Source organism: Streptomyces chilikensis, from assembly GCF_001642695.1.
In the GTDB taxonomy this organism is placed as follows: Bacteria; Actinomycetota; Actinomycetes; order Streptomycetales; family Streptomycetaceae; genus Streptomyces; species Streptomyces chilikensis.
This window is the reverse complement of record NZ_LWCC02000005.1, coordinates 1,682,441-1,700,669: the sequence shown is the minus strand read 5'-3', so window position 1 is coordinate 1,700,669 and position 18,229 is coordinate 1,682,441. Positions and strand designations below refer to the sequence as shown.

General features: G+C 73.8%; 14 protein-coding genes and 1 pseudogene. 7 read left to right on the top strand and 8 right to left on the bottom strand.

Annotation, left to right across the window (positions count from 1 at the left end; genetic code table 11):
- Nucleotides 1-74 precede the first annotated feature (74 nt).
- Genes A2U95_RS07555 through deoC form a run of 3 tightly spaced genes read right to left on the bottom strand, consistent with a single transcriptional unit; the run spans nt 75 to nt 3,359 of the window.
- On the bottom strand, nt 75-965 hold the full coding sequence (locus A2U95_RS07555) for an aldehyde dehydrogenase family protein (RefSeq protein ID WP_166021430.1): 891 nt from the start codon (nt 963-965) through the stop codon (nt 75-77).
- On the bottom strand, nt 958-2,394 hold the full coding sequence (locus A2U95_RS07550; protein ID WP_166024912.1) for an aldehyde dehydrogenase family protein: 1,437 nt from the start codon (nt 2,392-2,394) through the stop codon (nt 958-960). The genes A2U95_RS07555 and A2U95_RS07550 overlap by 8 nt, the downstream gene beginning before the upstream one ends.
- Nucleotides 2,394-3,359, bottom strand: coding sequence for a deoxyribose-phosphate aldolase (gene deoC / locus A2U95_RS07545; protein WP_206282835.1), 966 nt, complete (start codon nt 3,357-3,359; stop codon nt 2,394-2,396). The genes A2U95_RS07550 and deoC overlap by 1 nt, the downstream gene beginning before the upstream one ends.
- Before the next feature lie 130 nt (nt 3,360-3,489).
- Between deoC and A2U95_RS07540 the strand changes: the two genes are divergently transcribed.
- Nucleotides 3,490-4,140 (top strand): PH domain-containing protein, encoded by a 651-nt coding sequence (locus A2U95_RS07540; protein ID WP_166021428.1) that lies wholly within the window; start codon nt 3,490-3,492, stop codon nt 4,138-4,140.
- A gap of 304 nt (nt 4,141-4,444) precedes the next feature.
- Here A2U95_RS07540 and A2U95_RS07535 read toward each other — a convergent pair whose 3' ends face one another.
- Nucleotides 4,445-6,097 carry a phospho-sugar mutase gene (locus A2U95_RS07535; protein ID WP_166021427.1) on the bottom strand — a complete coding sequence of 551 codons (1,653 nt, stop codon included), beginning with the start codon at nt 6,095-6,097 and terminating at the stop codon, nt 4,445-4,447.
- A 166-nt stretch (nt 6,098-6,263) separates the two neighbouring features.
- On the bottom strand, nt 6,264-7,076 hold the full coding sequence (locus tag A2U95_RS07530) for a purine-nucleoside phosphorylase (protein ID WP_166021426.1): 813 nt from the start codon (nt 7,074-7,076) through the stop codon (nt 6,264-6,266).
- 161 nt (nt 7,077-7,237) lie between these two features.
- On the opposite strand from A2U95_RS07530, the gene A2U95_RS07525 reads away from it, so the two are divergent.
- Nucleotides 7,238-8,674, top strand: a complete 1,437-nt coding sequence (locus tag A2U95_RS07525) for an NAD(P)H-quinone dehydrogenase (protein WP_166021425.1) — start codon at nt 7,238-7,240, stop codon at nt 8,672-8,674.
- A 218-nt stretch (nt 8,675-8,892) separates the two neighbouring features.
- Nucleotides 8,893-9,855, top strand: coding sequence for a DeoR/GlpR family DNA-binding transcription regulator (locus A2U95_RS07520; protein ID WP_166021424.1), 963 nt, complete (start codon nt 8,893-8,895; stop codon nt 9,853-9,855).
- A gap of 125 nt (nt 9,856-9,980) precedes the next feature.
- Here the strand turns inward: A2U95_RS07520 and A2U95_RS07515 are convergent, their stop codons facing one another.
- Complete coding sequence (locus A2U95_RS07515; RefSeq protein ID WP_166021423.1) at nt 9,981-11,753, bottom strand: acetyl/propionyl/methylcrotonyl-CoA carboxylase subunit alpha; 1,773 nt, start codon at nt 11,751-11,753, stop codon at nt 9,981-9,983.
- Nucleotides 11,754-12,194: 441 nt separating this feature from the next.
- Between A2U95_RS07515 and A2U95_RS07510 the strand changes: the two genes are divergently transcribed.
- The gene (locus tag A2U95_RS07510; protein WP_240957236.1) at nt 12,195-12,674 is read left to right on the top strand and encodes a hypothetical protein; all 480 of its coding nucleotides are present in this window, start codon (nt 12,195-12,197) and stop codon (nt 12,672-12,674) included.
- A 192-nt stretch (nt 12,675-12,866) separates the two neighbouring features.
- Here the strand turns inward: A2U95_RS07510 and A2U95_RS07505 are convergent.
- Both A2U95_RS07505 and A2U95_RS07500 read right to left on the bottom strand, forming a co-directional pair.
- Nucleotides 12,867-13,049, bottom strand: a pseudogene (locus A2U95_RS07505) (acyl-CoA carboxylase epsilon subunit); the annotation flags it as partial.
- A gap of 32 nt (nt 13,050-13,081) precedes the next feature.
- The gene (locus A2U95_RS07500) at nt 13,082-14,686 is read right to left on the bottom strand and encodes an acyl-CoA carboxylase subunit beta (protein WP_166021422.1); all 1,605 of its coding nucleotides are present in this window, start codon (nt 14,684-14,686) and stop codon (nt 13,082-13,084) included.
- Nucleotides 14,687-14,834: 148 nt separating this feature from the next.
- On the opposite strand from A2U95_RS07500, the gene A2U95_RS07495 reads away from it, so the two are divergent.
- From A2U95_RS07495 to A2U95_RS07485, 3 genes are all read left to right on the top strand, one after another.
- Nucleotides 14,835-15,719, top strand: a complete 885-nt coding sequence (locus A2U95_RS07495; protein ID WP_166021421.1) for a biotin--[acetyl-CoA-carboxylase] ligase — start codon at nt 14,835-14,837, stop codon at nt 15,717-15,719.
- 218 nt (nt 15,720-15,937) lie between these two features.
- On the top strand, nt 15,938-17,179 hold the full coding sequence (locus A2U95_RS07490; RefSeq protein ID WP_166021420.1) for an adenylate/guanylate cyclase domain-containing protein: 1,242 nt from the start codon (nt 15,938-15,940) through the stop codon (nt 17,177-17,179).
- Between the two features lie 60 nt (nt 17,180-17,239).
- Nucleotides 17,240-18,046, top strand: a complete 807-nt coding sequence (locus A2U95_RS07485; RefSeq protein ID WP_166021419.1) for an enoyl-CoA hydratase/isomerase family protein — start codon at nt 17,240-17,242, stop codon at nt 18,044-18,046.
- Nucleotides 18,047-18,229 lie beyond the last annotated feature (183 nt).

Here is an 18,229-nt window from a genome sequence, read left to right as displayed (position 1 = left end):
AGCGGTACCCGCACCCGGCTCCGCGGCGGTGCCCCCTCCCCTCCTGAGGGGGCGTGCCGCGGTCCGGCGGCCGGTCAGTAGGAGGAACCGGAGGCGCCCAGGGAGCCGGTGGTGTGCCAGACGGTCTTGGTCTCCAGGAAGGCCGTCAGGCGCTCCGTGCCCGGCGTCGCCGCGAAGTCCTCGCCGGTGCGCGGACGCAGCACCCGCTTGAGGTTGTCGGCGGCGGCGATCTCCAGCTCCGTCGCCAGCGCGGGGTCCGCGCCGGTGAGGTCGACGGCGTTGACGTCCATGTGCGAGGCCAGCGTCGGCGCGATCTCCGCCGTGCGGCCGGACAGGACGTTGACCACGCCGCCCGGCACGTCGGAGGTGGCCAGCACCTCGCCCAGGGAGAGGGCGGGCAGCGGCGACCGCTCGCTCGCCACCACCACCGCCGTGTTGCCGGTGGCGATCACCGGGGCGAGGACGGAGACCAGGCCGAGGAGCGAGGACTCCTGCGGGGCCAGCACCGCCACCACGCCGGTGGGCTCGGGGGTGGAGAGGTTGAAGAACGGGCCCGCGACCGGGTTGGCGCCGCCGGCGATCTGGGCGATCTTGTCGGTCCAGCCCGCGTACCAGACCCAGCGGTCGACGGTCAGGTCGACGAGGGCGGCCGCCTTGGCCTTGGACAGCCCCTCGGCGTCGGCCACCTCACGGGTGAACTGGCTGCGGCGGCCCTCCAGCATCTCCGCGACGCGGTAGAGGACCTGGCCCCGGTTGTACGCCGTGGCGCCCGACCAGCCGCCGAACGCCTTGCGCGCGGCGACCACCGCGTCACGGGCGTCCTTCCGGGACGAAAGCGGGGCGTTGGCAAGCCAGTTCTCGTCCTTGGAGCCCGTCACCTCGTACACCCGGCCGCTCTCGGAACGCGGGAACTTCCCTCCCACGTACAGCTTGTAGGTCTTGAAAACGCTCAGACGCTCAGACATCGAGGTAGGCCTCCAGCCCGTGGCGACCGCCCTCGCGGCCGTAACCCGACTCCTTGTAGCCGCCGAACGGCGAGGTGGGGTCGAACTTGTTGAACGTGTTGGACCAGACGACGCCCGCGCGCAGCTTGTTCGCCACCGCGAGGATGCGGGAGCCCTTGTCGGTCCAGATGCCCGCGGAGAGGCCGTAGGCGGTGTTGTTGGCCTTGGCGACGGCCTCGTCCGGGGTGCGGAAGGTGAGGACCGAGAGGACCGGGCCGAAGATCTCGTCGCGGGCGACGGTGTGCGCCTGGGTGACGCCGCTGAAGACGGTGGGCGCGAACCAGTAGCCGGAGGACGGGAGTTCGCACGGGGCGGTCCAGCGCTCGGCGCCCTCCGCCTCGCCCTGGTCGGCGAGCGAGGTGATCCGGGCCAGCTGCTCGGCGGAGTTGATCGCGCCGATGTCGGTGTTCTTGTCCAGCGGGTCGCCGAGGCGGAGCGTGGAGATGCGCCGCTTGAGGGCGTCCAGCACCTCGTCGTGCACCGACTCCTGCACCAGCAGGCGGCTGCCCGCGCAGCAGACCTGGCCCTGGTTGAAGAAGATGCCGCTGACGATGCCCTCGACCGCCTGGTCGACCGGCGCGTCGTCGAAGACGATGTTGGCGCCCTTGCCGCCGAGCTCCAGGGTGAGCTTCTTGCGGGTGCCGGCCACCGTGCGGGCGATCTCCTTGCCGACGCCGGTGGAGCCGGTGAAGGCGACCTTGTTCACGTCCGGGTGGGCGACCAGCGCGGCGCCGGTCTCGCCGTAGCCGGGCAGGATGTTGACGACGCCCTTGGGGAGCCCGGCCTGGCGGCAGACGTCCGCGAAGAACAGGGCGGACAGCGGGGTCGTCTCGGCGGGCTTGAGGACGACCGTGTTGCCGGTGGCGAGCGCCGGGGCGATCTTCCACGCCAGCATCAGCAGGGGGAAGTTCCACGGGATGACCTGCGCGGCCACGCCCAGGGGCTTCGGCGAGGAACCGAAGCCGGCGTGCTCCAGCTTGTCGGCCCAGCCCGCGTAGTAGAAGAAGTGCGCGGCGACCAGCGGGAGGTCGGTGTCGCGGGTCTCCTTGATCGGCTTGCCGTTGTCCAGGGTCTCCAGGACGGCCAGCTCGCGGGAGCGCTCCTGGACGATCCGCGCGATGCGGAACAGGTACTTGGCGCGCTCGCTGCCCGGCAGCGCGGACCAGGACGCGAAGGCGCGGCGGGCCGCGGCGACCGCGCGGTCCACGTCGGCCTCGCCGGCCCGGGCCACCTCGGAGAGGACCTCCTCGGTGGAGGGGGAGACCGTCTTGAAGACGCGGCCGTCGGCGGCGTCGGTGAACTCGCCGTCGATGAACAGCCCGTAGGAGGGGGCGATGTCCACCACCGAACGGGACTCGGGCGCCGGTGCGTACTCGAAGGTCATGGGGATCAGTCCACCGTCACGTAGTCGGGGCCGGAGTAGCGGCCGGTGGCCAGCTTCTGCCGCTGCATCAGCAGGTCGTTGAGGAGGGAGGAGGCGCCGAAGCGGAACCAGTGCGGGTCCAGCCAGTCGGTGCCGGCGGTCTCGCCGACCAGCACCAGGAACTTGACCGCGTCCTTGGCCGTGCGGATGCCGCCGGCCGGCTTCACGCCGATCTGCACGCCGGTGCGGTCGCGGAAGTCGCGCACGGCCTGGAGCATGAGCAGGGTGTTGGCCGGGGTGGCGTTGACGGCCACCTTGCCGGTGGAGGTCTTGATGAAGTCCGCGCCCGCCAGCATCGCCAGCCAGCTCGCCCGGCGGATGTTGTCGTAGGTGGACAGCTCGCCGGTCTCGAAGATCACCTTCAGGCGGGCCGCGTCGCCGCAGGCCTGCTTGACGGCGGTGATCTCCTCGAAGACCTTCAGGTAGCGGCCGGAGAGGAAGGCGCCGCGGTCGATGACCATGTCGACCTCGTCGGCGCCCGCGTCGACGGCCTCGCGGACGTCGGCCAGCTTGACCGCCATCGAGGCGCGGCCGGCCGGGAAGGCGGTGGCCACGGAGGCGACCTTCACGCCGGAGCCGGCGACGGCCTCCTTGGCGACGGCCACCATGTCCGGGTAGACGCAGACCGCGGCGGTGGCGGGGGCGGTGCGGTCGGTCGGGTCCGGGTGGACCGCCTTGGCGCCCAGCGCGCGGACCTTGCCGGGGGTGTCGGCGCCCTCCAGGGTGGTCAGGTCCACCATCGAGATCGCCAGGTCGAGGGCGTACGCCTTGGACGTGGTCTTGATCGAGCGGGTGCCGAGCGCGGCGGCGCGGGCCTCCAGGCCCACCGCGTCGACGCCGGGCAGGCCGTGGAGGAAGCGGCGCAGCGAGGCGTCGGAACCGGTGACGTCGGTCAGCGCGTGCGCGGCCGGTACGTGGGGTGTCGTCGACATGGTCACCACACGAGCATATCTACGCGTGTAGCTGAAGGGGAGGGGGGAATGTCTCGACCCGATTCCGTTTCCGACGCCGGTCGGCCACCGGGGGCGGCCGGCGGCGGGGGCGTCGGGCACAATCGGGGCCATGAGCACCCCCTCCGACCACCAGTCGTCCCCGGAACCGGGCCGTGGACCGGGCCCCGTGCGGGTCTTCCGGTCGAACTCGGCCATCGCGGGCGGCATCCTGCTGACCCTGGTCTTCGGCGCGCTGGCCTTGGACGCGATCGTCAACGGCACGGCGCGGACGGCCTGGTCGGCGCTGGCCGTCGTGCTGATCGTGGCGCCGGTGGTGGTCGCGTTCACCTTCCGCCCGGCCGTCCACGTCGACGAGGACCGGTTGCGGGTGCGGAACCCGTTCCGGACGGTCACGCTGCCGTGGGGCGCGGTGGCCGCGTTCCGTTCCGGTTACTCCCACGAGGTGCTGGACACCGGGGGCAGGCGGTACCAGCTGTGGGCGCTGCCGGTGTCCCTGCGGGCGCGGAAGAAGGCGCAGCGGGTGAAGGCGCGGCAGGACGCGGTGTCGCCGGTGGGGATGTCCACGGACGGGGTCGCGGCGGGGGTCGCGGCGGCGCCGGGGCGGGGCGACACGGACCGGATCGTCGACGACCTGCGTGAGCTGCAGGAGCGGCGGGCGTCCGCGGCGCCCGGCGAGGTCACCGTGCGGTGGGCGTACGAGATCTTCGCCCCGGTCCTCGCGGGCCTCGTCGTCCTGGGCATCGTCCAGCTGATCACCTGATCCCCCCGAACGTGTGGCGGCCGCCGGGTGACGCCGGTGGGGCGGTGCCGCCGCCCGCCGCCGGACGTCCCGTCCCGCCCGGTGCCGTACCCGGTTCCCGCGCTTGCGCCGTGACGTCCTGCGGGAACGCCCGCCCCGCCGACGGACGGGGCGATGTCCCCCGCGGTCGCTCCGGGCGGGCGGCGGCGGTGCCCGAGGGCACGTCGTCCGGTCCGGTGGCCGCGGCACCATGCCGGCCGGTGCGGAAGGCGGGCGGCCCGGGACCCCGCCGGCCGGGCCCGCGCGGACCCGGCCGGCGGTGCGCCTACAGGCCCGCGGCCTCCGCGAAGTCGCGCTTCAGGGCGGCCAGGAGCTCCGCGGCCGTCTCCCGGGCGCCGGGGAGGGCGTCGCGGGAGGCGACGGGGACGACGACCTCCAGGTAGCACTTGAGCTTCGGCTCCGTGCCGCTGGGGCGGACGATCACGCGGGCGCCGTCCAGGGTGTAGCGCAGGCCGTCCGTGGGCGGCAGGGTCTCCGTCCCCTCCGAGAGGTCCTCGGCCAGGGCCACCGGGAGGCCGGCCAGCGAGGCGGGGGGCGACTTCCGCAGCCGCGCCATCGCCCCGGCGATGACCCCGAGGTCCGAGACCCGCACCGAGAGCTGGTCCGTCGCGTGCAGCCCGTGCTCGACCGCCAGGTCGTCGAGCAGGTCCACCAGGGTCCGGCCGCGCTCCTTGAGCACCGAGGCCAGCTCGGTGACCAGCAGCGCCGCCGTCACGCCGTCCTTGTCGCGCACCCCGTCCGGGTCGACGCAGTAGCCGAGCGCCTCCTCGTACCCGTACCGCAGGCCGTCCACCCGGGCGATCCACTTGAAGCCGGTGAGCGTCTCCTCGTGGCCGACCCCCGCCTTCCGGGCGATCCGTCCGAGGAGGGACGAGGAGACGATCGACTCGGCGAAGGTGCCCGCGACGCCCCGCTCGGCCAGGTGCGCCGCGAGCAGCGCGCCCACCTCGTCGCCCCGCAGCATCCGCCAGCCGGTGCCGTCGCCGTCGTCGGAGCGGTCCCGCACCGCGACCGCGCACCGGTCGGCGTCCGGGTCGTTGGCGATCACCAGATCCGGTTCCGCCTCCCGCGCCGTCGCGAAGGCGAGGTCCATCGCCCCCGGCTCCTCCGGGTTCGGGAACGCCACCGTCGGGAACGCCGGGTCCGGCTCGGCCTGCTCGGCCACCAGCACCGGCGCGGGGAACCCGGCCCGGGCGAAGGCCGCCAGCACCACGTCCTTGCCGACCCCGTGCATCGCCGTGTAGACGGTCCGCGCGGTCCGGGGCGAGCCCGGCGTCAGCACCGCGTCCGTGCGGGCGAGGTAGGCGTCCAGCACGGAGTCGTCCAGGACCTCCCAGCCGGACTCCGGTCGCGGCACGTCGTCCAGCGACCGCACCGCCGCGATCTCGGCGGCGATCTCCGCGTCGGCCGGCGGCACGATCTGCGAGCCGTCGCCCAGGTAGACCTTGTAGCCGTTGTCGCGCGGCGGGTTGTGGCTGGCGGTCACCTCGACGCCGGCCACCGCGCCCAGGTGCCGGATCGCGAACGCCAGCACCGGCGTCGGCAGCGGCCGGGGCAGCAGCGCGGCGCGCAGGCCGGCGCCGGTCATCACGGCGGCCGTGTCCCGGGCGAAGTCGGCGGACTTGTACCGGGCGTCGTACCCGATCACGACCAGTCCGTCGCCCTGGCCGCGCGCCCGCAGGTACCCGGCCAGTCCCGCGGCGGCGCGGATCACCACCGCGCGGTTCATCCGCATCGGCCCGGCGCCCAGCTCGCCGCGCAGGCCCGCGGTGCCGAACTGGAGGGTGCCGGAGAAGCGCCCGGCGAGCGCGGCCTCGTCGCCCGCCTCGATCAGGGCGCCCAGTTCGGCCCGGGTGTCCGGGTCCGGGTCCTCGGCGAGCCAGGCACGGGCCCGGGCGGTCAGGGTGGTGTCCTGCACGGTCGGTTCAACCTCCGGTTCGGTGTCTCGTTCCCCGGGCTTCCCCTTCACCCGGGTCCGCGGCGACGGCGCCGGCGTCGACGGGGCCGTCCCGGAACGGGAACCCCGTCGGCGCGGAGCCACACCGCCGCCGTGCGGTCCGCGCCGCGCGGCGTCACGCGCCGTGTCAGAGACGCGGCAGCAGTTCGGCGAGGAGCTCGCCCATCCGGGCGGCGCTGTCGCGGCCGGACTGGAGGACCTCCTCGTGGTTCAGGGGCTCGCCCGTCATGCCGGCCGCCAGGTTGGTGACCAGGGAGATGCCCAGCACCTCGGCGCCGGCCTCACGCGCCGCGATGGCCTCCAGGGTCGTGGACATGCCGACCAGGTCCGCGCCGAGGACGCGGGCCATCCGGATCTCGGCAGGCGTCTCGTAGTGCGGGCCGGGGAACTGCGCGTAGACGCCGTCCTCCAGGCTCGGGTCGACCTCCCGGCACAGCTCGCGCAGCCGCGAGGAGTACAGGTCGGTGAGGTCCACGAAGTTCGCGCCGACGATCGGGGAGGTGGCCGTCAGGTTGATGTGGTCGGAGATCAGCACCGGCTGGCCGGGGCGCATGCCCTCGCGCAGGCCGCCGCAGCCGTTGGTGAGCACCACCGTGCGGCAGCCCGCGGCGGCCGCGGTGCGCACCCCGTGGACCACGGAGGCGACGCCGCGGCCCTCGTAGAAGTGGGTGCGGCCGAGGAAGACCAGGACCCGGCGGTCGCCCAGCAGGTAGGACCGGACGCGCCCCCCGTGGCCCTCGACCGCCGGAGGCGGGAAGCCGGGGAGCTCGGTGACCTCCAGGTCGGTCTCCGGAGTGCCCAGGGCGTCGACGGCGGGGGCCCAGCCCGAGCCCAGCACCAGGGCCACGTCGTGCGTCCCGGTGCCCGTGAGCTGCCGGAGGCGGTCGGCGGCCGCGGCCGCGGCGGCGTAGGGGTCGTCCCGAAGAAGAGAAGCGTTCACCCGGCAGACCTTATCCCTTCGATCCCTACGCGCGTAGACCTGAGCGCCCGCGGGGCCGGATCGTTGCCGTGTCGTTTCCGGGCCCGCACGGGGTACGCGAGCGGGCGTGAGGCGGCGGCCGGCGGACCCCCGGGCGGTGTGATCTTGAAAGGTGCGGGACAATGGGGCACGTGACTCGGATCGTGATCATTGGTGGCGGGCCCGGCGGATACGAGGCGGCCCTGGTAGCCGCGCAGCTCGGCGCGGAGGTGACCGTCGTCGACGCGGACGGTCTGGGCGGCGCGTCGGTGCTGACCGACTGCGTGCCCTCGAAGACGCTCATCGCGACGGCCGAGGTGATGACCACCTTCGACTCGTCGTACGAGGAGCTGGGGATCATCGTCGCCGACGACACGCCCTACGTGGACACCCCGGCGCGCGTGGTCGGCGTGGACCTGGGCAAGGTCAACCGCCGCGTGAAGCGCCTGGCGCTGGCGCAGTCGCACGACATCACCGCCTCCGTGACCCGGGCCGGCGCCCGGGTGCTGCGCGGCCGGGGCCGGCTGGAGGGCCTGCAGGCCGCGGACGGCTCCCGCAAGGTGGTCGTGCGGGCGGTGGACGGCAGCGAGGAGACGCTGACCGCGGACGCCGTGCTGATCGCCACCGGCGGTCACCCCCGCGAGCTGCCCGCCGCCCGCCCGGACGGGAAGCGGATCCTGAACTGGACCCAGGTCTACGACCTGGACGAGCTCCCCGAGGAGCTCATCGTGGTCGGTTCCGGCGTCACCGGCGCCGAGTTCGCCGGCGCCTACCAGGCGCTCGGCTCCCGGGTCACCCTGGTCTCCAGCCGCGACCGCGTGCTGCCGGGCGAGGACCCGGACGCCGCCGCCGTGCTGGAGGACGTGTTCCGCCGCCGCGGCATGAACGTGATGGCCCGCTCGCGCGCCGAGTCCGCCAAGCGGGTGGGCGACCGGGTGGAGGTCACCCTGTCGGACGGCCGGGTGATCACCGGTACGCACTGCCTGATGGCGGTCGGCGCGATCCCCAACACCCACGAGATGGGACTGGAGGAGGCCGGCGTCCGGCTGAAGGACTCGGGCCACATCTGGACCGACAAGGTGTCGCGGACCACGGCGCCCGGCGTCTACGCGGCCGGTGACGTCACCGGCGTGTTCGCGCTCGCCTCGGTGGCGGCCATGCAGGGCCGGATCGCGATGTACCACTTCCTGGGCGACGCGGTGGCCCCGCTCAACCTGAAGGCCGTCTCCTCCAACGTCTTCACCGACCCGGAGATCGCCACCGTGGGCTACACCCAGGCCGACGTGGACGCGGGCAAGATCGACGCCCGGGTGGTGAAGCTGCCCCTGCTGCGCAACCCGCGCGCCAAGATGCAGGGCATCCGCGACGGCTTCGTCAAGATCTTCGCGCGGCCCGGCACCGGGATCGTGGTCGGCGGCGTGGTGGTCGCGCCGCGCGCCTCGGAGCTCATCCACCCGATCTCGATAGCGGTGGACAACAACCTGACCGTGGAGCAGATCGCAAACGCGTTCACCGTCTACCCCTCGCTGTCCGGCTCGATCGCCGAGGTGGCGCGCCAGCTGCACACGCGCAAGTCCTGACACCGCCCCGCCTCCAGGCGCCGGCCCCCAACTCGGGGCCGGCGCCTGCCTTTTGCGGGGGCCGCGACTTCTCCGGCCACGGTCGGTCGCCGCTCATGCGTGTGGCATAGTCACGCGGGCCGCGCCTTATACCATTTCCGGCCCCTGATCACGTACATCTTCTGCAATTCGCCGCAAACTGCTGAAACCAGGCAGTCGTTGGGGTTACTGTCAGTTTCGTGTTCGCTGCAGAACGTCGTCAATTGATCCTCGAAATGGTGCGCGCCAACGGAGCGGTGTCGCTCCGGGAGCTCGCCCGCGTCGTCCAGACCTCCGAAGTGACCGTGCGGCGGGACGTGCGCGCGCTGGAGGCAGAAGGACTCCTCGACCGCCGGCACGGTGGCGCGGTGCTGCCGGGCGGGTTCACGCGTGAGTCGGGCTTCCCGCAGAAGTCCCATCTCGCGACCGCCGAGAAGACCGCCATCGCCGATCTCGCCGCGGGCTTCGTCGAGGAGGGCGAGGCCATCGTGGTCGGGGCGGGCACCACCACCCAGGAGCTGGCCCGCCGGCTGGCGCGGGTGCCGGGGCTGACCGTGGTCACCAACTCGCTGCTGGTGGCGCAGGCGCTGGCCCATGCCAACCGGGTGGAGGTGGTGATGACCGGCGGCACCCTGCGCGGCTCCAACTACGCGCTGGTGGGCAGCGGGGCGGAGCAGTCCCTCCAGGGGCTGCGGGTGTCCAAGGCCTTCCTGTCGGGCAGCGGGCTGACCGCCGAGCGGGGCCTGTCCACCTCCAACATGCTCTCCGCGTCCGTCGACCGCGCGCTGGTGCAGGCCGCCTCCGAGGTGGTGGTCCTGGCGGACCACTCCAAGCTGGGCACCGACACGATGTTCCAGACGGTCCCCACGGAGCTGATCACGCGTCTGGTGACGGACGAGCCCCCGGGCCACGAGGACCGCGCCGGCACGGAGCTGCAGGCCCTCGCCGACCAGGGCGTCCAGATCGCCGTGGCCGGAGCGCCGGGGTCCGAGCGGGCCGACCGGGCGGAACCCCAGGGCGGCGGCCGCCAGCGCCGCGACGTCCCCCTGCCGGGCCCCCGCCGCGGTCACGCCCCGGGCGGTCCTCAGCTCCGTTCCGCCCCCGTCCTCGGCGACACCGGCCAGCCGGACCGGGGCCGCGTGGCGGACCTGCGACGGCGGTAGGGCCGGAAGACGGCACCCGCCGCGCCGTCGGCCCGGCCCGCCTTTCGGTCCGTCCGCGCCGGGGAACGCCCGAGGGCGCGTGAAGCCGGTGGCTTCACGCGCCCTCGGGGTGGTGGCTCCGCGGATCAGTCCTTGATCTCGCAGATGGGCGCGCCGGAGCTGATGGAGGCGCCGACCTCGGCGGTCAGGCCCTTGACCGTGCCCGAGCGGTGGGCGTTGAGGGGCTGTTCCATCTTCATGGCCTCCAGGACGACGATCAGGTCGCCCTCCTTGACCTCCTGGCCCTCCTCGACCGCGATCTTGACGATCGTGCCCTGCATGGGCGAGGCGAGGGTGTCGCCGGAGGCGGCCGGGCCGGACTTCTTCGCGGCGCGGCGCTTCGGCTTGGCGCCGGCGGCCAGGCCGGTGCGGGCCAGGGACATGCCGAGCGAGGCGGGGAGGGAGACCTCCAGCCGCTTGCCGCCGACCTCGACCACGACCGTCTCGCGGTCCCCCTCGTCGTCGCCCTCGGTCTCGGCCGGGGCGGCGAACGGCGGGATCTCGTTGACGAACTCGCTCTCGATCCACCGGGTGTAGATGGTGAACGGGTCCGTGGAGCCGGTGAGCTCGGGGGCGAACGCCGGGTCCCGGACCACCGCGCGGTGGAACGGGATGGCGGTGGCCATGCCCTCGACCTTGAACTCGTCCAGGGCGCGCGCGGCCCGCTGGAGGGCCTCCTTGCGGGTGCGGCCCGTGACGATCAGCTTGGCCAGCAGGGAGTCCCAGGCGGGGCCGATCACGCTGCCCGACTCGACGCCCGCGTCCAGACGGACGCCCGGACCGGACGGCGCCTCGAAGAGGGTCACCGTGCCCGGGGCGGGCAGGAAGTTCCGGCCCGGGTCCTCGCCGTTGATGCGGAACTCGAACGAGTGACCGCGCAGTTCGGGGTCGCCGTAGCCGAGCTCCTCGCCGTCGGCGATGCGGAACATCTCGCGCACCAGGTCGATGCCCGCGACCTCCTCGGTCACCGGGTGCTCGACCTGGAGGCGGGTGTTGACCTCGAGGAAGGAGATCGTGCCGTCGTTGCCGACCAGGAACTCGACGGTGCCCGCGCCGACGTAGCCGGCCTCCTTGAGGATGGCCTTGGACGCGGCGTACAGCTCGGCGACCTGCGCCTCGGAGAGGAAGGGGGCCGGGGCCTCCTCGACCAGCTTCTGGTGGCGGCGCTGGAGGGAGCAGTCACGGGTGGAGACCACGACCACGTTGCCGTGCTTGTCGGCGAGGCACTGGGTCTCGACGTGGCGCGGCTTGTCCAGGTAGCGCTCCACGAAGCACTCGCCCCGGCCGAAGGCCGCGACGGCCTCGCGGACCGCGGAGTCGTAGAGCTCCGGCACCTCCTCGAGGGTGCGGGCGACCTTCAGGCCGCGGCCGCCGCCGCCGAACGCCGCCTTGATGGCGATGGGCAGGCCGTGCTCCTCGGCGAACGCGACCACCTCGTCGGCGCCCGACACCGGCTCCGGCGTGCCGGCGACCAGCGGGGCGCCCGCGCGCTGCGCGATGTGACGGGCGGCCACCTTGTCGCCGAGGTCGCGGATGGCCTGCGGCGGCGGGCCGATCCAGTTCAGGCCCGCGTCGATCACGGCCTGCGCGAACTCCGCGTTCTCGGACAGGAACCCGTAACCGGGGTGGACCGCGTCGGCGCCCGAGTCCGCGGCGGCCTGCAGCACCTTGGCGATGTCCAGGTAGCTGGTCGCCGGGGTGTCACCGCCGAGGGCGAACGCCTCGTCCGCGGCACGCACGTGCAGAGCGTCCCGGTCGGGGTCTGCATACACGGCCACACTCGCGATACCGGCATCCCGGCATGCCCGGGCGACGCGGACTGCGATTTCGCCACGGTTGGCGATGAGCACCTTGCGCACGATGAGGCTCCCTCCTTGAAACAAGCCGAGTTTAGGGACTGCCGACACGTCACTACGACCCGTCCACAGTGGTGAGCTTGCCCACACGGAGCGTGAACCCAGGGCCTGGCGGCGGGTGCCGAACCGTGAAATCCCTTGTCGCACCGGGTGGTGCGGGACTCCCCCTGGAAACCCTAGCCCGGCGATGTGGTCCAGGTCTCTGTAAAGCCACGCCGCCGCGAGCCGTGTTTCTTTGTGGACAACCTACGAACACCTCGCCGAATCTTTGCGGCCGCCGGAACTCTTGCCGCTGCGTATACCCGTGAGTAACGTTCGCGCCACCTTGGGAGATACCCCGGGTAATACGCCGGTCAGGGCAGTGGCGGGCTTCCGGGACGCTCCCGGGCGACGCCTTTCCGCCCGCCGGACGACAGCGGAAAACAGCGGAAGTGGGTGGGGCCGGTGGTGCGCAGGGCGGTGGCCGTCGTCCTGGCGTCGGTGATGTTCGCCGAGGCGGCCGGGGTGGCGTGGCTCAACTGGTTCCTCGCCATGATGGTCGAGGGCCAACGGATGTCGCTGGACGGGCTCGACCCGGACGTGGTGGCGCGCTCGTCGCGGATCGGGGCGGTGCTGTTCGCCCTGTTCTTCGTGGCGTGCGGCGTGCTGGTCCTGGTGTCCGCCGTCCGGGGGAGGGCGCCGGGGAGGTTCGGCACGGGGCTGCTGGTGACGGTCGCCGTGGTGCACGGCCTGCTGGGCGCGGCGGCGCTCGCGCTGGTGGGGGTCGAGGCGTTCGCGGTGCTGGCGGCGGTGCTGGTGCTGGTCCTGCTGTTCCTGTCGACCCCGGGCCGCCCGCGGGACGAGGGGCCCGGGCCCGGTGACGACACGGGGACCGGGGTCCCGCCGGTGCCGCCGGCCGGCACGGCGCCGGCCACGACGCGGTAGCGGGCGCCGGCCTCCCGCGGTCCGTGCGCGGGCACCCCGGACGGACGGCGCCGTTCGGCCCTTCGGCCCCGCATCCCCAGGAGCCGGGCCCGGTGGAGCGGGGCGCGGCATGCGGGGGCCCGCGCGCACCCGTGCCGCCGGGCGGCCCTCCGCCCGCGGGGGGAGGGCAGCCCGCCGGTGCCGGATGCGGCGGGAGGCCGGCCCCGGCCGCGGCAGCCGGCGCGCGGCGAGGGCGGCCGGATCGGACCAGGCGTCCGGGACGCCCCCGGCCTCCGCCGGCGCCGCGGCGGCCGCCGCGGCGCGGGCCCGGACCACCGCCAGTGCGGCGGCCAGCTCCTCGGGTGTCGGATTGCCGCGCACGACCTTGATCGTCATTGCCACGATCCTTCCTGGGGCGGTTTCCGGTTCTAGAGCGGGATGTTGCCGTGCTTCTTCGGCGGAAGTGATTCCCGCTTGGTGCGCAGGTGACGCAGCCCGCGGACGATCTGGGAGCGGGTCTGGGACGGCGCGACCACCGCGTCCACGTAGCCGTTCTCGGCGGCGATGTACGGGTTCAGCAGCGTGTCCTCGTACTCCTGGACGAGCCGCGCCCGCACCGCCTCGAGGTCGTCGCCGGCGGCCTCGGCCTCGGCGAGGGTGCGGCGGTGCAGGATGTTGACCGCGCCCTGCGCGCCCATCACCGCGATCTGCGCGGTCGGCCAGGCCAGGTTGAGGTCGGCGCCCAGGTGCTTGGAGCCCATCACGTCGTACGCGCCGCCGAACGCCTTGCGGGTGATCACGGTGATCAGCGGGACGGTGGCCTCCGCGTACGCGTAGATCAGCTTGGCGCCGCGGCGGATGATGCCGTCGTGCTCCTGGCCGACGCCCGGCAGGAAGCCGGGGACGTCGACGAAGGTCAGCACCGGCACGTTGAAGGCGTCACACGTCCGGACGAACCGCGCCGCCTTCTCGCTCGCCTTGATGTCCAGGCAACCCGCGAACTGCATCGGCTGGTTGGCGACCACGCCCACCGGCCGGCCCTCGACCCGGCCGAAGCCGGTGATGATGTTGGGCGCGAACAGCGACTGCGTCTCGAAGAACTCCCCGTCGTCCAGGACGTGTTCGAGCACGGTGTGCATGTCGTACGGCTGGTTGGCGCTGTCCGGGACCAGCCGGTCCAGCTCCAGGTCCTCGTCGGTGACCGTGAGGTCGGCCTCCTCCGGGAAGGACGGCGGCTCGCTCAGGTTGTTCGACGGCAGGTACGACAGCAGCTGCTTGATGTACTCGACGGCGTCCTTCTCGTCGCCGGCCATGTGATGGGCCACGCCCGAGAGGGAGTTGTGGGTGTGCGCGCCGCCCAGCTCCTCGAAGCCGACGTCCTCGCCGGTGACCGTCCTGATGACGTCCGGGCCGGTGATGAACATGTGCGACGTCCGGTCCACCATGACGGTGAAGTCGGTGATGGCCGGCGAGTACACCGCACCGCCCGCGCAGGGGCCCACGACCAGGCTGATCTGCGGGATCACGCCCGAGGCGTGGGTGTTGCGGCGGAAGATCTCGCCGTAGGCGCCCAGCGAGGCGACGCCCTCCTGGATGCGGGCGCCGCCGGAGTCGTTGATGCCGATGACCGGGCAGCCGGTCTTCAGCGCGAAGTCCATCACCTTGGCGATCTTCTGCCCGTAGACCTCGCCCAGGGCGCCGCCGAAGACGGTGAAGTCCTGCGAGAACACCGCCACCGGGCGGCCGTCGACGGTGCCGTAGCCGGTGACGACGCCGTCGCCGTAGGGACGGTTCCGTTCCAGGCCGAAGTTGGTGGAACGGTGCCGGGCGAACTCGTCCAGTTCCACGAACGACCCCTCGTCGAGGAGGAGTTCGATCCGCTCGCGGGCGGTCAGTTTGCCCTTGGCGTGCTGCTTCTCCACCGCGGGGCCCGAACCGGCGTGCGTCGCCTGGTGGATGCGGTTCTGGAGATCCGCCAGCTTGCCCGCGGTGGTGTGAATGTCGCCCTGCTGCAGCTCTTCCGGCTCGGCCATCGGGGGTGCGGCTCCCTGCTGGTGGTGGTGTGTACGTCGGTGTCGGCGTGGGGGGGCTCGGTCGGCGGGAGGATGGTTACTCAGCCGTAGCGTAATGGCGGACCGCCTGTCCGGCAGTGCGGCGTATCCCACACCTACGCTGGGTTGCATGACGCCGCGTGATCGCTCCGTACCCCCCTCCTCCCCCGGCGACGGGCCCGGCCGCTGGTCGGACCTGGACCGCCCCCCGCTGAACGCCGCCGCGCTGCGACGGGCGCTGGTGCGGGAGGAGTCCCTGTGGACCGCCCTCGACGTCGTCCCGGTCACCGGCTCCACCAACTCCGACCTGGTGGAGGCGGCGCGGGCGGGCCGCGCCGAGGAGGGCACGGTGCTGGTCGCCGAGGAGCAGTCCGCGGCGCGGGGGCGGCTGGACCGCGTGTGGTCGGCGCCGGCCCGGTCGGGGCTCTTCTTCTCCGTCCTCCTGGCGCCCAACGACGTGCCGGTGCCGCGGTGGGGGTGGCTGCCGCTGCTCACCGGGGTCGCGGTGGCCACGGGCCTGGCCCGGACCGCCGGTCTGGACACGGCGCTCAAGTGGCCCAACGACCTGCTGGTGACGGTCGACGGCGAGGAACGCAAGGCGGGCGGGATCCTCGCCGAGCGGGCGGGCACGGAGGGGGTGGTCGTGGGCGTCGGCCTCAACGTCACGCTGCGGGCGGACGAACTGCCGGTGCCGACGGCGGGGTCGCTGGCCCTCGCCGGCGCGGCGGTCACCGACCGGGACCCGTTGCTGCGCGGCGTCCTCCGCTCCCTGGAGCAGTGGTACACCCGGTGGCGGGTGGTCGGCGGGGACCCCGAGATGAGCGGACTCCTGGAGACCTACGCCGCCGGCTGCGCGACCCTGGGCCGCCAGGTGCGGGCGGTGCTCCCCGGCGGCGACGACCTGGTGGGCGAGGCCACCGCCCTCGACGCCGACGGCCGCCTCGTCGTCACCGGCCCCGACGGCGCCCGCCGCCCCGTCTCCGCCGCCGACATCGTCCACCTCCGCCCGGCCTGACGCTCCCGCCGCCCCCGCACCGCGCGGTGCGGCGGGGCGCGCGGGGGCGCGTCGGAGCGCGCGACGGGAACGGGGGGCGGCGCGGAGGTGAACTCCCAGGGTGGCGGGCCGGGAGAGGGCGACCCCGGCGGGCCGATCCGGGAGTGAGCTGCGGCACACCTGCCGTAGAGTTGAGGCCGGTCGAAACCTGACCTCGGCAGATCGGAAGGGCAACAGGCGTGACCGTCGACGACACGGGCTCCGGCACCGGCGGACATCCCGGGCCGGGCGGCGACCCCGAGCCGGAGCCCGGACCCTCCGCCGGCCCCCGCCCCGCGGGGCCGGAGGCGGCCGGGGACGGGGCGGCCGAGGCCGGCCCCCACGCCGTCGCCCGCAGCGAGGAACCGTCCGCCGCCGACCGCTCCGCCGCCCACAACACCACCGGCACCTCCGACGACGACCCCCTCGCCCTGCGCCTGGAGGCCCTCATCCTCGGCGCGGAGCGCCGCTACAGCCCCTTCCAGGCCGCGCGCAGCGCCGGCGTCTCCATGGAGCTGGCCTCCCGCTTCTGGCGTGCCATGGGCTTCGCCGACATCGGCCAGGCCAAGGCCCTCACCGAGGCCGACGTGCTCGCCCTGCGCCGCCTCGCCGGTCTCGTCGAGGCGGGCCTGCTCAGCGAGGCCATGGCGGTGCAGGTCGCCCGTTCCACCGGGCAGACCACCGCCCGTCTGGCGGAATGGCAGATCGATTCCTTCCTGGAGGGCCTCACCGAGCCCCCCGAGCCGGGCATGACCCGCACCGAGGTGACCTACCCCCTCATCGAGCTGCTCCTGCCCGAGCTCCAGGAGTTCCTGGTCTACGTCTGGCGCCGCCAGCTCGCCGCCGCGACCGGCCGCGTCATCCAGACGGCGGACGACGAGGAGATGGTCGACCGCCGGCTGTGCGTCGCCTTCGCCGACCTGGTCGGCTTCACCCGGCTGACCCGCCGGCTCGAGGAGGAGGAGCTGGGCGAGCTGGTCGAGGCGTTCGAGACCACCGCCGCCGACCTGGTCGCCGCGCACGGCGGCCGGCTGGTGAAGACCCTCGGCGACGAGGTCCTCTACGTCGCCGACGACGCGAGGGTCGCGGCCGACATCGCGCTGCGCCTGATCGAGACCCTCGCCCACGACGAGACGATGCCGGAGCTCCGCGTCGGCATGGCCTTCGGCACCGTCACCACCCGGATGGGCGACGTCTTCGGCACGACGGTGAACCTCGCCTCCCGGCTCACCTCCATAGCCCCCCGGGACGCGGTCCTGGTCGACAGCGAGCTGGCCCAGGAGCTGCGGCGCACCCAGGACGCCCCGGCCACCGAGGAGCAGGCCAAGGAGGAGGAGGAGGAGCGGTACCGGTTCGGCCTCCAGCCGATGTGGCAGCGGCCGGTGCGCGGTCTGGGCGTGGTCGAACCGTGGCTGCTCACCCGGCGGGGCGGCCCGCGCTGACGCCCTGAGATGATCCCCGGCGACAACAGTGACGTCGTCGACACCGGGAGGCTGTCCAGCATGGGCGAGAGCAAGCACGAGGAGCGTTACGGGGAGTTCGTGCGCGTGGTGCGGCACGGTCACGTCGCCGAACTCGTCCTGGACCGGCCGCGCGCGATGAACGCGGTCTCCACGGAGATGGCCCGCTCCCTCACCGCGGCCTGCGACGCGCTGGCGGCGGACGGGGACGCGCGGGTCGTCGTCCTGACGTCCAGTCACGAACGCGCGTTCTGCGTGGGCGCGGACCTCAAGGAGCGGAACGGTTTCAGCGACGCGGAGCTGCGGCGTCAGCGCCCGGTCAACCGGGCGGCGTACACGGGCGTGCTGGAGCTGCCGATGCCGACGATCGCCTCGGTGCACGGGTTCGCGCTGGGCGGCGGCTTCGAGATCGCGCTCTCCTGCGACCTGATCGTCGCCGACCGCACGGCGGTGGTGGGGCTGCCGGAGGTCTCCGTGGGCGTCATCCCCGGCGGCGGCGGCACGCAGCTGCTGCCGCGGCGGGTGGGGGCGGCGCGGGCCGCCGAGCTGATCTTCACCGCGCGGCGGGTGGAGGCGGAGGAGGCCCGCGAGCTGGGCCTCGTCGACCTCCTGGTGGAGGCGGGCCGGGACCGCGAGGAGGCGCTGGCGCTCGCCTCGCGCATCGCCGCGAACTCCCCCGTCGGCCTGCGCGCCGCCAAGCGGGCGATGCGGCTCGGGTGGGGCAAGGACCTCCCCTCCGGCCTCGACCTCGAGGACAACGCCTGGCGCACGGTGGCCTTCTCCGGCGACCGCGCCGAGGGCGTCGCCGCCTTCAACGAGAAGCGCCGCCCGGACTGGCCGGGCGAGTAACCGCCCCGGCCACCGCGGCCGGTCCCGCCGCGCGCGCGGCCCCGCCGCACGCGCGGCCCCGTCCCCTGCGCGGTCCCGTCCCGCATGCGGTCCCGTTCCCACGCGCGGTCCCGCCGCATCCGGCACCGGCGGGCTGCCCTCCCCCCGCGGGCGGAGGGCCGCCCGGCGGCACGGGTGCGCGCG